The 13,807-nt window shown below is 68.9% G+C and carries 13 protein-coding genes and 1 pseudogene; 6 read left to right on the top strand and 8 right to left on the bottom strand.

What is annotated here, in order from left to right; all coding sequences use genetic code 11:
• Window positions 1-20: 20 nt before the first annotated feature.
• From ACTWQO_RS14475 to ACTWQO_RS14460, 4 genes are read left to right on the top strand one after another with little or no spacing between them, the layout of a single operon-like run.
• Window positions 21-617, top strand: coding sequence for a hypothetical protein (locus ACTWQO_RS14475; RefSeq protein WP_443237694.1), 597 nt, complete (start codon window positions 21-23; stop codon window positions 615-617).
• Window positions 610-1,947 (top strand): peptidoglycan-binding protein, encoded by a 1,338-nt coding sequence (locus tag ACTWQO_RS14470; RefSeq protein WP_443237693.1) that lies wholly within the window; start codon window positions 610-612, stop codon window positions 1,945-1,947. The genes ACTWQO_RS14475 and ACTWQO_RS14470 overlap by 8 nt, the downstream gene beginning before the upstream one ends.
• Window positions 1,944-2,633: an ABC transporter ATP-binding protein gene (locus tag ACTWQO_RS14465; protein WP_443237692.1), complete on the top strand. Its 690-nt coding sequence runs from the start codon at window positions 1,944-1,946 to the stop codon at window positions 2,631-2,633. Before ACTWQO_RS14470 ends, ACTWQO_RS14465 begins: the two co-directional genes overlap by 4 nt.
• Complete coding sequence (locus ACTWQO_RS14460; protein ID WP_443237691.1) at window positions 2,630-3,895, top strand: ABC transporter permease; 1,266 nt, start codon at window positions 2,630-2,632, stop codon at window positions 3,893-3,895. Before ACTWQO_RS14465 ends, ACTWQO_RS14460 begins: the two co-directional genes overlap by 4 nt.
• Window positions 3,896-4,201: 306 nt before the next feature.
• On the opposite strand, the gene ACTWQO_RS14455 is transcribed toward ACTWQO_RS14460, so the two are convergent.
• Window positions 4,202-5,230, bottom strand: coding sequence for a Clp protease N-terminal domain-containing protein (locus ACTWQO_RS14455; protein ID WP_443237690.1), 1,029 nt, complete (start codon window positions 5,228-5,230; stop codon window positions 4,202-4,204).
• Between the two features lie 157 nt (window positions 5,231-5,387).
• Window positions 5,388-5,730, bottom strand: a pseudogene (locus ACTWQO_RS14450) (helix-turn-helix domain-containing protein); the annotation flags it as partial.
• 202 nt (window positions 5,731-5,932) lie between these two features.
• On the opposite strand from ACTWQO_RS14450, the gene ACTWQO_RS14445 reads away from it, so the two are divergent.
• Entirely contained in the window at window positions 5,933-7,060 is a 1,128-nt protein-coding gene (locus ACTWQO_RS14445; protein ID WP_443237689.1) for an alpha/beta hydrolase family protein, read from the top strand.
• 403 nt (window positions 7,061-7,463) lie between these two features.
• Here the strand turns inward: ACTWQO_RS14445 and ACTWQO_RS14440 are convergent, their stop codons facing one another.
• The 4 genes from ACTWQO_RS14440 to ACTWQO_RS14425 form a co-directional block, all read right to left on the bottom strand.
• A complete protein-coding gene (locus ACTWQO_RS14440; RefSeq protein WP_443237688.1) occupies window positions 7,464-7,784 on the bottom strand; it encodes a hypothetical protein in 321 nt (106 codons plus the stop codon).
• Between the two features lie 202 nt (window positions 7,785-7,986).
• Window positions 7,987-8,574: a hypothetical protein gene (locus tag ACTWQO_RS14435; RefSeq protein WP_443237687.1), complete on the bottom strand. Its 588-nt coding sequence runs from the start codon at window positions 8,572-8,574 to the stop codon at window positions 7,987-7,989.
• Between the two features lie 636 nt (window positions 8,575-9,210).
• Window positions 9,211-9,837 carry a dihydrofolate reductase family protein gene (locus ACTWQO_RS14430; protein WP_443237686.1) on the bottom strand — a complete coding sequence of 209 codons (627 nt, stop codon included), beginning with the start codon at window positions 9,835-9,837 and terminating at the stop codon, window positions 9,211-9,213.
• Window positions 9,838-9,911: 74 nt separating this feature from the next.
• Entirely contained in the window at window positions 9,912-10,724 is an 813-nt protein-coding gene (locus tag ACTWQO_RS14425) for an AIM24 family protein (protein ID WP_443237685.1), read from the bottom strand.
• Between the two features lie 112 nt (window positions 10,725-10,836).
• Between ACTWQO_RS14425 and ACTWQO_RS14420 the strand changes: the two genes are divergently transcribed.
• Window positions 10,837-11,580: an SDR family oxidoreductase gene (locus tag ACTWQO_RS14420; RefSeq protein ID WP_443237684.1), complete on the top strand. Its 744-nt coding sequence runs from the start codon at window positions 10,837-10,839 to the stop codon at window positions 11,578-11,580.
• 3 nt (window positions 11,581-11,583) lie between these two features.
• Here ACTWQO_RS14420 and ACTWQO_RS14415 read toward each other — a convergent pair whose 3' ends face one another.
• On the bottom strand, window positions 11,584-12,600 hold the full coding sequence (locus ACTWQO_RS14415) for a hypothetical protein (protein ID WP_443237683.1): 1,017 nt from the start codon (window positions 12,598-12,600) through the stop codon (window positions 11,584-11,586).
• 54 nt (window positions 12,601-12,654) lie between these two features.
• A complete protein-coding gene (gene alc / locus ACTWQO_RS14410) occupies window positions 12,655-13,770 on the bottom strand; it encodes an allantoicase (RefSeq protein WP_443237682.1) in 1,116 nt (371 codons plus the stop codon).
• Window positions 13,771-13,807: the final 37 nt, after the last annotated feature.

Raw genomic sequence — 13,807 nt, 5'->3', positions numbered from 1 at the left:
GCCTTGTCACGCTCCCAGACATGTCGAACAAGCAGAACCTCTTCCTCTCGTGCGCCGTGCTGGCGGTGACGCTGGTCACCGGCTGCTCCTCCGGGACAGACGCCGAGAGCAAGGACGACGGAGTCGTCTCCGTCACGGACTCCGGTGGAGGCGGAAAAGGCCGGGCTACGAAGAGTCCGGCGGCCGACGATTCCGAGTCCGGTCGCCCCCAGATTCGGCTGGACACTACGGACATCGAGGAGCTGCGCATGTACCAGGGCTATCTGCGCTGCCTCAAGGATCACGGAGTGCCCATGCCGTCGCCGGGGAATAAAATGCCGGAAGCCGATCCCGGATCACTGTGGTTCCCCGGTATGGATGTGGCCAAAGAGCGTCCGGAAGTGGAAAAGGCATGTCTCGGAAAGAGGCCGCTGCCGCCCCCGGAGCTGGACCCGAAGAAAAACCCCGACTACATGGATGATTACAACAAATGGATCGCCTGCGACAATCGCAGAGGGCTCAAGGTGAACCCCCTTCCTGACGGGGGTGGATGGAACTACAAGCCGGGTGTCACTCCGCCCGGGAATGCCGACCAGATCGACCAGGAATGCATGATTGAGGCGTTCAGTGGTGAGTGAGCGCGACGCCGGGGACACCTTGGCCCTGCGGGTGACGGTCCAGGAAGAGGCAGACCCCCGCAGGCCGATGGCGGGCCGCCGGAAGAGGAAGGGCCTGTATCTCGCCATCGTCGCCGTGCTGCTCGCAGGAGGAACGGGTGCCGGGCTGCTGTGGGCCGGCCGGGGCGGGAACGGCTCCGAACCCGAGTCCGGCCCGAAGATCAAACAGATCGCCGTGGTCAGAACGGATCTGTCGGGCACCAAGGAGATGGAGGGGACGCTCGACTACGACTCCGCGCGCACGATCCGCGGTGCCGGCGAAGGACGGGTGACGTGGCTTGCGAGCCGGGGGGCGACGGTCAAACGCGGCCAGCAGCTGTACCGCGTCGACGAGCGTTCCACCGTGGTCTTCTACGGCAGCACACCGCTGTACCGCAGGCTCGACACCCCCGGCACCGTCGGCCGTGACATACGGGTCGTCGCCGACAACCTCAGGGCTCTCGGCTACGACATCGGTGCACAGCCCGCGCCGGGCACGGTCGTCCGGCAGCAGGCCCCCGCGGACGACCCCCCGCCCGCGACAACGGGCCCTGGCCAGGAGGAGACCACGCCTGCGGCCGACCCGTCCTCGTCCTCTGCACCGGACGGCGGAGCGGGCCAGGGAACCGATGCGTCACAGGAGCAGGCGGCGAGCCCGAGTCCTTCGCAGTCCACGGTCAGACAGGGCGACGGTGTGCTCACCCGGTCCCTGATGTCCGCGGTCGGGCGCTGGCAGAAGGCCGTGGGCATCGATCCGACCGGCATCCTCGACTTCTCCGACGTGGTCGTGACGAAGTCGGCGGTGCGGGTCTCGGACGTTCTCGCCCAGCCCGGGGACGAGGCGTCGGGAGACCTGATGACGGTGACCGCCACCACCAAGTCGGTGACCGTGCCGGTGGAGTCGCTGGAGATCGGGTCCATCAAGTCGGGCGGGCGGGTCACCGTGGTGCTGCCCGACCAGTCCACCGCTGCGGGCCGGGTCACCGCGATCAGCACCATCGTGCAGGGAGAGCAGGACGAGTCGGGCAGCACCGGGCAGACCAAGACCAACGTCACGGTGTCGCTGGACGACCCACAGGCCGTCAAGGGCATCGACTCCGCTCCCGTACAGGCCCAGTTCCAGGGGGAGTCCAAGAAGGACGTACTCGCCGTCCCGGTCGGCGCCCTGCTCGCCCTGCGCGAGGGAGGGTACGCGGTCCGGCTCTCCGGCGGCCGGCTCGTCCCGGTCGACACGGGCATGTTCGCCAAGGGACTGGTCGAGATCAGCGGCCAGGGCATCAGCGAGGGCATGAAGGTGGAAACCACCGCATGACCCAGGTGATCAGCGTGCACGAGGCGAGCGTGACCTATCCCCCCGAGGTGAGAGCCCTCGACGGTGTCTCCCTGTCCGTCGCGCAGGGCGAACTGCTGGCCATCCTCGGCCCTTCCGGCTCCGGCAAGTCCACGCTGCTCCACATCATGGGCACGCTGGCCCCGCCCACCAGCGGCAGCGTGGTCATCGAGGGGCAGGACGTGGCGGAGTTGTCCGACCGCCAACTGTCCGCCCTGCGCGGGCGGCGCCTGGGTTTCGTCTTCCAGCACTTCCACCTGACGGACGGACTCACCGCGGCGGAGAACGTGGCGACCGGCCTGCTGTACGCCGGTGTGCCCAGGAAACACCGGAGGAAACTGGCCGAAGAGGCCCTGGCCCGGGTCGGACTCGCCCACCGGGCCGGCCACCTGCCGGGGCAGCTCTCCGGAGGGGAGCGCCAACGGGTCGCCATAGCCCGCGCGGTCGTCCATGAGCCGGCTCTGGTCCTCGCCGACGAGCCGACCGGCGCACTCGACACCGCCAACGGCGCCGCGGCGCTCGCCCTGCTGACCGAACTCAACGCGGCGGGCACCACGATCGCGCTCATCACTCACGACCGTGACATCGCCGACCAGTTGCCACGCAGGGTTCACCTGCGTGACGGTCGCCTGGTCGCGGACACCGCACTGACCGAAAGCCTGTCATGACCGCCCCCGCCAAGCCGTCCAGCGCCAAGCTGCGGCGCTCTCCACGGCGTGCCGAAGAAAAGATCAAGCCGGTACGTCTCGCCCTTCTCGACCTGTTGGGCCTCGGGCTCCTCGGCCTGCGCACCCGCAAGCTGCGCGCCGCGCTGTCGGCACTGGGCATCTCGATCGGCGTCGCCACGATGGTGGTGGTGACCGGGATCCCGGCCTCCAGCCAGCGGGCGCTGATGGACGAGATCTCGGCGCTGGGCTCCAACATGCTGCGGGTGCAGCCGTTTTCGGGACAGGCCGTGCCGGTCAAACTGCCCGAGGAGTCGGTCGACATGGTGCGCCGCATCGAACCGGTCACCGAGGCAAGCGCGGTGGCCAACACCCATGCCGTGGTCCAGCGTTCCGACCTCATCGGTGATGACGACTTCTCCGGTACCGGACTCAGCGTGCTCGCGGCCCGACGCGACCTGCTGAACGTGGTGGGCGCAAAGGTCTTCTCGGGAAGATTCTTCAGCGCCGCCGACGAACAGTTCCCCACGGCCGTACTGGGCTACCAGGCCGCCAGCCGGCTCGGCATCGGGGAAATCGCCGAAAACGACCCGGCACCACAGATACAGATCAACAAGTCGTGGTTCACCGTCATCGGCATCCTGCACTCCATACCGCTGGCCGACGACCTGGACAACACCGTCCTGACGGGATGGCCGGCCGCCAAGAAGACCCTGCGCTTCGGGGGGAACCCCACCGTGATCTACGTCAAGGCACGAGAGGCCCACCTGGAAGACGTACGAAACGTACTCCCCGCCACCGTGTTCCCGGAACAGCCCGGACAGGTCCAGGTCAGCCGCCCCTCCGACGCCCTGGCGGCCAAGCGCGCCACGCAGAACACCTTCTCCTCCCTCTTCCTCGGTCTGGCTGGAGTCGCCCTGCTGGTCGGCGGAATCGGCGTGGCCAACACCATGGTCATCTCGGTCCTGGAGCGCCGAAGGGACATCGGGCTCCGCCGGGCGCTGGGCGCGACCCGCGGTCATATACGCATCCAGTTCCTCACCGAGTCCATAGGACTGTCGCTGCTCGGCGCCATCGCCGGGACCCTGTTCGGCGTCCTCGCCAACATCGGATACGCGTCCTACCAAGGCTGGCCAACGGTGATCCCCCTGCTCTCGATCACGGGCGGCTGCCTCGGCGCCGTACTGATCGGCATGGCGGCCGGCGTCTATCCCTCGGTCCGCGCGGCACGCCTTCCTCCTACGGAGGCACTGGCGTCGACGTGAACGGCCCGGCTGCGGGCGCGACCGCGCGCCGCGAGCGGTGGTACCACGCGTCGACGCGGTGGTGAGCCGGGCCGAAGTGATCGACAGTCAGGTGAACGTGAGCACCGTCATCGTGGTGATCAGGGTGCTCCGTCGGATCTGGGCGCGGGGCAGGTACGAGACAGTTGGCCGCAGTGGTCGTAGGAGGGGGTGCGGACGGTGGCGCCCGCGCCTTGCTGGGCGCGATCGGCCAAGACGAGGATCCGAGCTTCGCGTTGTCCCCAACTGACACAGACCGTGCAGGTCAGCGGAGTCGCGTGTCGACCCTCAGTTGCCGGAAGTGCTGGTCAGCCCGTCGACCAGCTGCCGGGCGCGGGTCTCCTCTCTCAGGAGGGCCTCGACCAGGGGCCCTGTGCCCGGATCGGCCGTGCTCTCCAGGTTCAGGCCCGCGGCCTCGCCGAGGTACTGCTCGACGGGGTGGGCGTCGGCTGTCAGGCGAACGCGATCACCGGCGGTCAGCGCACTGTGTACCGAGGCGTAGTCGATGCCCAGGCGTGCCAGTCGCTCGCCGCCCGCGTACCGGGTGTCCTGGTCAGGGGCGCCCGCCCCCAACAGGTGCGGGTACCGGAGCGCGACCTCGTGGGTGGCCAGGATCGCGAGCAGTACATGCTCGGTGCCCACCACGCCATTGCCGAGACGACGTGCCTGCTCGTAGGTCTCCTGTCTGACCCAACCGGCGGGCAACGACGCCCAGTTGATTCCACTGAGTCTGGTCAGCCACCGCATCCAGAAGGGCCTCAGACGATAGTGGCGACGGCCGAGGAGAACGTCGCGAGTGGCGTGCAGCAGAGGGTTGAGGTCATCTCCATGACTCCCGGAGCCACCGTCGAGGCGGGTGCGTACGGCGTGCGCTGAGATGCCGCATGCGCCCAGCAGCTCCACAGCGCGGTTGTCCTCTTCCAGCAGTCCCCTCAGCAGATGCTCGGCGCCGAAATTCGTCGCGTCTTCCCGCTGCGCGTGCCCCATGGCGGCGGTCAGTGCTCTGGCCGCAGCGCCCGTGAAGTGGGTGCGTCGGTCACCGTCGTCCCCCAGGACGTCCTTCGAGGCGACGCTTCCCTCCGCGTCGTCGCCGGCGCTCCACGCGCCGTCCCTCTGCATCCTGTCCCGCAACACCGCCAACAGCGCGGTCTTGGTCGCCCCTTCATCCACGAGTGCTTCGCGCGCCGGCCCCTTGGCCGTGGTGATGCCGGCCAGTAGATGCTCGGTGCCGATGGCTCCCTCGGCGTCCCCCCGCGCACCCCGAGCGGCCCCCAGGATTCCCACGACGTTCCAGTCGGGCGACTTGATCGCTTCCATACGGCCTTTCCTCTTCCTTTGGTCCTGCCCAGAGCCTCCCTGGCCGGGGCGCGAGACCGCGTCACTCCGGAGGAGGATCCGCTACTGCACCCCTGGGGTCCACCTGCAGCGGCGCTCTTCAGCCGAGCGGCGGTCTCGGACGCACCAGGCCGGTGTCGAGCTTCTTGACGTCCACCTGGACGAGATCCCCGGGGCGGTGGCGCTCGTAGCGGCGGATGACCTGACCGGTGAGGCGGCCCATGAAGGCGGGCCGGCCCCAGCTTGCGCTCCTGCCGCAGCCGGCAGACATCGGCTTCGGTCGCGGCAGGGGTTTGGTGTGGTGCCGTGCGTGGGGCGGCTGGAGCGGTCGAAGAGAGTCCGCCGGCACCCTCGGACCGCCGGCGCCGGATCCACTTGTGGGCCGTGGTACGGGAGATGCCCATCTCCGCAGCGACGTGCGCGACGGGCCGGCCGGAAGATTCGACACCTCCACCACACACGGAGGCCGTCGTCGTGATCAAGCCAGGCCGGTGTCAACAACGCTCGTGATCAATACAACTTGGCGCCGACGGGCTGCTGGAGTCCGAACTGATCGGAAAACACGGCCAGTTGACCAACCGACGTGCCCACTGCGTCGTCTTAGGGGTACGACGAGCGGGACTCGTCACGGCACGGTCGGGACACGGCCGGCGCATGCGACGTCCGGGACAGGAGAACAAGAGGATGATGCGACGACCGCTGCGGCGCGTGGGAGTGCACCGGTCTGCCGGCGGGGCGCTGGTCTCCGCCGTGCTGCTGGGCGCGAGCCTGACGGCTGCGGGTGGAGCGGCCGCCGCGTCCGGCGCAGGAGTCGCCGACACGCTCTCCACGGCCGGTGAGCGTGCCGGACAGCGGACGGTGAGCGCCGCGTATGACCTGGGCGACACCGCCTTCACCGACCCCGCCTCCGGTACGGTCAGCGAGCTGCGGGCCGTGGTGCACTACCCGAGCAATGCGAGGGGGCGGCTGCCCCTGGTGGTGATGTCCCACGGCTCCTGGTATGCGTGCACCGACCCTGAGGCCGTGGCCTGGCCGTGCGACGTGGGTGCGCCGTACCCGAGCTACCGGGGATATGACTATCTGGGGAAGAAGCTCGCCGAGCGCGGTTTCATCGTCGTCTCGCTCAGCGCGGACGGCATCAACATGACGTCGTTCGACTACGGGGACCGCGCGCGACTGATCAACGAGCACCTGCGTCTATGGCAGCAGCTCTCCACGGGCAGCGGCCAACTCGCGGAGAGGCTCCCCGAACTGATCCGGCGCGTGGACATGAAGCGCGTCGGGACCCTTGGGCATTCCCGGGGCGGCAAGGGCGTGATGTGGGAGGCGTCGGACAAGCACCGGGGCGAACTCCCCGACGGCGTCCGCATCGGCGCTGTCCTGGCGTTGGCGCCGGTGAAGTTCGACTACCCGGAGGGGGAGAACAGCGACACGCTGATCACGGACATCCCCGTCGCTGTCGTGACCTCCGGCTGTGACGGTGCCGTGGGGGAGCAAGGCCAGGAGTATCTGGACGATGCCGAGGGGCGCACCACAGAGCCGGCGTATTCGGTTTCGCTGCGGGACGGGAACCACAACTTCTTCAACACCCAGTGGACCCCGCCCGCACAGCTGAGCGAAGACGACAGCACATGCCCCGATCGCGAGCTGAGTCCCACCACGCAGCAGGATGCGCTGACCGCATACGCCGTCGCCTTCTACGAGAAACATCTCAAGAGCAAGGACAGCGGCGAAGACCTGCTCACGGGCAAGCGCCCGATACCCGGCGTGGTCTCGACCACACGCGTGGTCACACCGGCAGGTGCCCGCTGACAACTCCCATACGGGCTGTAGTCCCTGGTGAGTCCGAGTACTGGACGACCTGGCCTACGTGTGCGATCACCTGTCTTCCGGGCTGCTCAAGCTGATCTGCGGAGATGTCATCCGCCCTGGGCGGACGCGAGAAACGACGCGCCGCCTACGGCCGCTTCATCGACAGCGCCGTGACTTACTCAGGTTGAACTCGCGGAGTCCGGGGCGGGCTGACACCCAAAGAGCAGCAGAAGCGGGAGCGAGAGCGCATGGAGGCGGCTGAGCGGTTCGCTCGTGGTGAGAGAACTCAGGCCGTCGCGAGGGAACGCCAGTCGTCTGAAGTTGCCCAGCAGCACTGGCGGATGGAAGCTGTGGCTGTGTCAGAACCCGTGCGCCGGGGCATGGCAGAAGTCGCTTGAACCGGTCACAGACCGGGGGCATCCCTGGCCCTCTTGAGCACCGAACTAAACGCGTCCACCACGGCGTTGTGCCGCCTCGCGTGCGCCGCCCGGTCCGCCGGCACCAGCCGCGCGGCGGCCTGCACGGCGTAGGCGTCCGGATCACCGAAAGCGATCTGCGGGTGCTCTCCCGTATCCGCGCAATGCGCCGTGACGTCCTTGACCGCCTGGAGCACGACTGCCCGGTCCACGCCCGGCTGCATGGCCAGCCGTACCTGGAAACGCGCCATCCACCTCTCGCGGTCCTTCTCCCTTGCCGCGTCCGTCGTCTGGTCCTTCTTCGCCACGTGCTCTCCCGGGTGATCAGCAGCCGTCCGTCATGGAGTTGGACGACGAGGCATCGATGTCCTCGCACCGGTTGATGTGATCCCGCGGCCCGCCCGGACGGTGCGCCTATATACGCCGTCCTCGACAACATCCGCTGAGGTGTCAGACCACTACGAACAGCGGCCTGACCCACCCAACCGGGCAACGTTCCCGGTTACAGCATCAGCCGACGTTGAAATCGAGATTGGTCACGTACCAGGCGTCGTCGATCTTGGTGGACTCCACCTTGACGTCCAACTGCCCTGACTCCAACCCGGTGGAGTGAGACAGAATGATCTTGTCGAGAGTCTGTCCGTCGACGGTGACCTTGTCGGCGGGGACCGTCGCCTTGTCGCCGGTGACCGGGACGGTGGCAACTTCCACCTTAGGGTCTTTCGTGGGCGGCTCGGGCATGAACGACGTACGGAACTCCCCGATGTTGTCCTGCATTTGCCGCACCTCAGGCGCATTGCTGTTGCACCTCGACGGGGTGCCGGCTCGCGCGGGCGACGAATCGGCGGCGGGTTCGCCCATCAGCAGGCACGCCTGCTTCGGCTGACCCTTGATGACCGCGGTGACCCACGCAGCAACCGCCCCCTCGGCTGTGGACTGGCGGACGGCCGAGGCCTGCGCCGCCGCCGAACCATCCTGCTGCTTCCCCTTCTTCGCCTTCTCCGAGTCGGCTGTAGTCGAGTTGCTTGCGGCCGGCTCCTTGTCCGCGGCGGAGCCCGTGTCGTTCGAGCACCCCGTGACACCCGCAACCATCATCACCAGCGCACCCCCAGCGATCCAGCCGACGGTCCTCTTCCTGTGGCTCACTAACACCGTTCCAGCAGTCCTTCCCCTAGACACACATATGCCCCGATGGCACCCCGAGGCATCTCTCGTCCCGAGGTACCGCGTCGACCATGGAGACGGAATGGATGGCCAAACGGTTTCGTCGTCCTGGGGCTGGTGGTGGAGCTGCCGGTCCTGTCCCAGCCGGTGTGATCGGTGCCGGCGACTTCGGAAGCCGGATCGCGCCCGCTGGGTCAGGTCCAGTCGAGAATCCGCCGCACGACCCCCGTGACTGCCCGTCTGATCCACCCGAACAGGCCTGCCGCCACAGCCATATCGGCCCCGTGCGCGGCCACGTCCGCCTGGGCCGACCCGGCGTGACACCCAGGGCAGGAACGGGGCCAACGGCGCTTTCGCGCGCCTCACTTCTTACATATCGCCATGATCCGGTTCTCCTGGAATTGGCAGGACAACGCGACGGACGCCCTCTCCTGGTAGCCGCCCTGGCGTCCCGCCTGCACTCGGGGGCGCGGTGCCGTCGGCGGCGGCACCGCGGACGCCACGTGGGCTTCCGCCGTCTGTTGCCCACATCGCTACGCCGACTTCCCCGGACGCTCCCTACTGAGGTGGTCAGGCATTCTCGGGCAGCTCGTACGTGCCGTACTCCGGGCGGCCCGCGAGGTCGTACGACTGGATGGAGACGCCCGTCGAGGTGATCCGTCCGCCGCTGTGCCGGAAGGCGGTCGGCACCGCGCCCTCCGGGAAGAGACGGAAGCCGGCGCCCAGCACGACCGGGAAGGTCAGCAGGTGGACGGTGTCGACGAGGTCGAGGGCGAACAGGGACTGCAGAAGTGCGCCGCTGCCGTGCACCTGGATCTCGCCGTCGGTGCGCTCCTTGAGGGCGGTGACCTCCTTGGCCAGATCGCCGCTGAGCACGGTGGTACCGGACCACTCCGGGTGGGTGAGGGTGGACGAAGGGACGTACTTCGGCAGGGCGTTGAGCTTGGAGGCGACGGGGTCGGCCGGGTCGGTCACCTTCGGCCAGTACCCGGCGAAGATGTCGTAGGTACGGCGGCCGAGGAGAAACGCGTCGACGCTGCCGAAGACCTCGGTGACGAACCCGCCGAAGTCCTCGTCGGCGTAGGGAACGGTCCAGCCGCCCTGCTCGAAGCCGCCCCGGGTGTCCTCCTGCGGGCCGCCCGGTGCCTGGTAGACGCCGTCGAGGCTGACGAAGATCTGGGAGACGAGCTTGCCCATGGCGGATGCCTTCTCTCTGTGGTGGGGTCTGCTGTCATCAGCTCAGACCCCACCGGCACCCGCAACTCATCGGTTCAGCCCGCGTGGGTCGAGAAGAGCCCGCCCGTGGGTCCCTGCTTGTCGCCGCCCTGGGCCTTCTTCAGGGCATTGGCCAGGCTCTCGATGGTCAGGGACTGGAGGATGACGCGGCCGTTGCCCTCCAGGGTGGCCAGGGACAGTCCCTCGCCGCCGAAGACGGCGTTCATCACGCCCTGACGATTGAGGCCGCCGACGCGCTGGACGCCGTACTGGATGCCCTCCTCGAAGGCGACGACGCAGCCGGTGTCGACCTCGATGCGGCCGCCGAAGTCGGCCGGGTTCAGGTCGATGAAGTTGCCTGCGCCGGCGATGATCACCGTGCCGCGGCCGGTGAACTTCTCCAGGACGAAGCCCTCGCCGCCCTTCATGCCGGTCCTGCCGCCCTGGAAGGCGATCCCGAAGTCGACGGTGGACTCGGCGGCGACGAAGGCGTCCTTCTCCGCGAACCACGCGCGCGTGCCGTCGAGTTCGAGGGCGCGCATCTCGCCCGGGAGCACGCCCGCGAAGCCGACGGTGCCCTCGCCGCCCGAGGAGGTGAAGTACTGGAAGGCGATCGACTCACCCGCGAGGACGCGCTGCCCGACCTGCATGGCGGTGCCCATGGCCTGGCGCAGCATGCCGCCCCTGCCGCCGCCCGAGCCGCCTTGGGGCTGCTGACCGTTCGAGGGGCCCGTCAGACGGGTCTCCATGGTCACGTTCACCGTCTTGAACAGGAACTTTCCGGCCTCGCAGTACACGGTCCGACCGGGCTGCAGGCTGACGACCGCCATCTGCGTGGCGTTACCGACGATCTCTTGCTGAAGTGTCACGCCGGGAGAACGCCGGAAGTGGAGTCAAGAGTTCCGGCGATGCGTCCGACCGGGCGACCTCGACGTCCGTTCGCCGCCAGCAGCGCGGAGCCCCCGCCGCTGGGATGGGTGCATGACTACTTACGGAACTCTCAACGGCAAGGTGGCCCTGGTGACCGGCGGCAGCCGCGGCATCGGCGCGGCGACGGCACTGCGGCTGGCCCGGGAGGGCGCGGACGTGGCCATCACCTATGTGAACGGCAAGGACGCGGCCGAAGACGTCGTACGGGCCGTCGAGGCGCTCGGGCGGCGGGCGGTGGCCCTTCGCGCGGACTCCGCGGACGCGCAGGAGGCGGCCGGGGCGGTGATGCGTACGGCGGAGGCGCTGGGCGGGCTGGACGTCCTGGTGAACAACGTGGGCGTCGGCCTGCTCGGGCCGCTGGAGAGCTTGTCGGTCAGCGATGTCGACCGGCTGCTCGCCGTGAACGTGCGCGGGGTGTTCCTGGCCTCCCAGGCAGCCGCCGCGCGGATGTCGGCGGGCGGCCGGATCATCACGATCGGTACCTGCATGACCCAGCGGGTGCCGGGGCCGGGCGGGACGCTGTACGCCATGAGCAAGTCGGCGCTGATCGGGCTGACGAAGGCGCTCGCGCGGGAGCTGGGTACGCGCGGGATCACGGCGAACATCGTCCACCCCGGGCCCATCGACACGGACATGAACCCGGGGGACGGCCCGTACGCATCCGGCCAGGCGGCGATGACGGCGCTGGGGCGTTTCGGCACGTCCGAGGAGGTGGCGTCGACGGTCGCGTACCTGGCGGGCGCCGATTACGTCACGGGCGCCGAGTTCGCCGTGGACGGCGGGCACGCCGCGTGACCGTCATGTCAGCGTCTCCTTGACCCGGTGCAGGTAGCTGAAGTCGTGGTCGTCACGCGTTCTCGCCAACGGGCGGATCTCGCGGGTGGCCACGTTCAGCGCATAGCCGCCGACCGCGCCCAGAACCCAGGTCAGGCCGGGTTCCACCACGCTCCCGGCAGCCGCTCCCAGGGCGACGGTCACCATCACCGACCGCTCCACCCACGCCATACGGCTGCTCTTCACGGCCCCGCGGTAGTCCTCCACGGACTGGTCGATCTCGCGACGCAACTGGGAGACGACGTCTGCGGGGTGTTCGTAGTCGCGCCGCAGCTCGCCGAGCAGTCGGTGCAGGGCGCGCATCAGGCGCTGCCGCTCGTCGGCGTACCGGTCGCGGAAGGCGAGGACGTCGGCGGTGGGGGTGCCGGGTGCGGGGACCGGGAGAAGCCCGCCGAGTTCCGTCTCGTACGCGCGCAGGCCCTGCTCGGTCCGGACACGCAGCGAGCAGTCGTACGCGTCCGGACGGTCGGTGTACGGGATGTACGAGACCGGTCCCTCCAGGGCCAGTTCGCGTGCCAGCACGCCAATGATCAGTTCCTGGACCTGCTTCGGTACGGCGAGCCTCCACCAATGGTCCTCGCATTGCTCGGCGAGGCCGAGGCGCAGCAGCTCCCGCTCCAGCCGGTAAGTGAGCTTCGACAGATAGATGAAGGCCTCCGGCGGAGACGGCAGCGAGGGCCGGTCAGGGCTGTCCGCCATGCGACGCAGTTCCTGGCGCAGCACCTCGACAGTGAGGTTGCCGACGACGCCACGGCTCCCGTACCTCGGGGCGGCGTACAGCAACTCCATCGAGCGGTCGTCGAAGTGGAGCGGCTGGTAAAGGGACCGGTCCCGCAGCTCCTTCAGCTCCGCCGAGACCGCGGCCTCGTAGACCTCGGGTTCCCGCGGTACGACCGAGGCGATCCCGTCCCAGTACAGCAGCGCCTGGTGCAGGACCTCCGTCGGTGGCTTCACCAACGGGTAGTAGAGCAGAACCGCCATCACGCCTCCCCGTGAACACCCCTGTCCTGAAAGGGGTGTTCACGGTAGCGGAGTTCAGCCGCCCAGTTCCTGGTGTCGCGCCGCAAGCCCCGCCGCGCCCTGCTCCGTCGGCGAGCCGTGCAGCCGCAGGCGGGAGATGCCGCCGTCCGGGAAGATGTCCACGCGCGCGTGCGTGCCGACGGCGGGGGCGGACAGGACGAAGCGGTGGTTGGTGTCGGGCTGGAGACGGGTGCGGGGCAGGATCTCCTGCCACTCCCCCTCCTCGCCGTCCTTCACCGACACTGACGCCCAACCCGCGCTGTTGCCCTTCAGGTACGCGGTGTCGATCTCGATCGCGCGGATCTGGGACTGGGCCACCAGCCGGTAGCTGATCCAGTCGTTGCCCTGGTCGCGACGGCGGCGGGTCTCCCAGCCGTCGTCCATCTTGCGGGAGCGGCCCGGCTGGATGGTGTTGGTGGCCGGTGAGTAGAAGAGGTTGGAGGCGTCCTCGGCCTGGCCGCCGTTCTCCAGGGCGACCACGTCGAAGGTGCCCAGGACCGCGAGCCATGCCGGGTCCGGGACGACCTCGCCGTACACGCGCAGGCGGGCGATGCCGCCGTCGGGGTGCTGGTTGACGCGGAGGTGGGTGAAGCGCTGTTCGACGGAGACCTCGAAGCCGTTCGCCGCGTGACCGCCCACCGCGGTGCGCGGGACCAGCGTCGTCCACTTCACGTCGTCGCCCAGCAGCTCCTCGGGTGACGGGGAGCCCGCCACCGACGTGCCCGAGATCGACACGGCCTGCGGGTAGTTGCCGCGGAAGTGGGCCGTGTCGACGACGATCCCGCGGATCACGCCGGGCGCGCCGAGGCGGACCAGCGCCCAGTCGTGGTCCTCGGCCGTCGGCCAGGGGTGGTCGGCCGAGGCGCCACGACGCCGCCGTGTCTCCCAGCCGTCCATGATCTTGCCCTTGTGCCCGAAGTGCTCCGGGTCGAACTCGGCGCGCTCGGGCACCAGCAGGTTCTCGCGCTGGGCGAAGAACTCGTCGTTGGCGGCGATGACACCGGCGCCGAGCTGCCGGTCGGCGAGGTTGGCGTACTGGGTGAAGGGGAAGTCGGCGGTGCGGTAGTCCGCGTACGGGTCACCGCCTCCGTACGGTTTCGCGTCGCCGGTGAAACTCGGGATCGCCGTCACAAGGTCTGCCTTTCGGGAGTCGGCCGCTGCGGGTGCG

Source organism: Streptomyces sp. 4N124, assembly GCF_052245395.1.
Classification (GTDB): domain Bacteria; phylum Actinomycetota; class Actinomycetes; order Streptomycetales; family Streptomycetaceae; genus Streptomyces.
The sequence above is the reverse complement of the archived record's forward strand: the minus strand, read 5'-3'. Positions and strand labels throughout refer to the sequence as shown.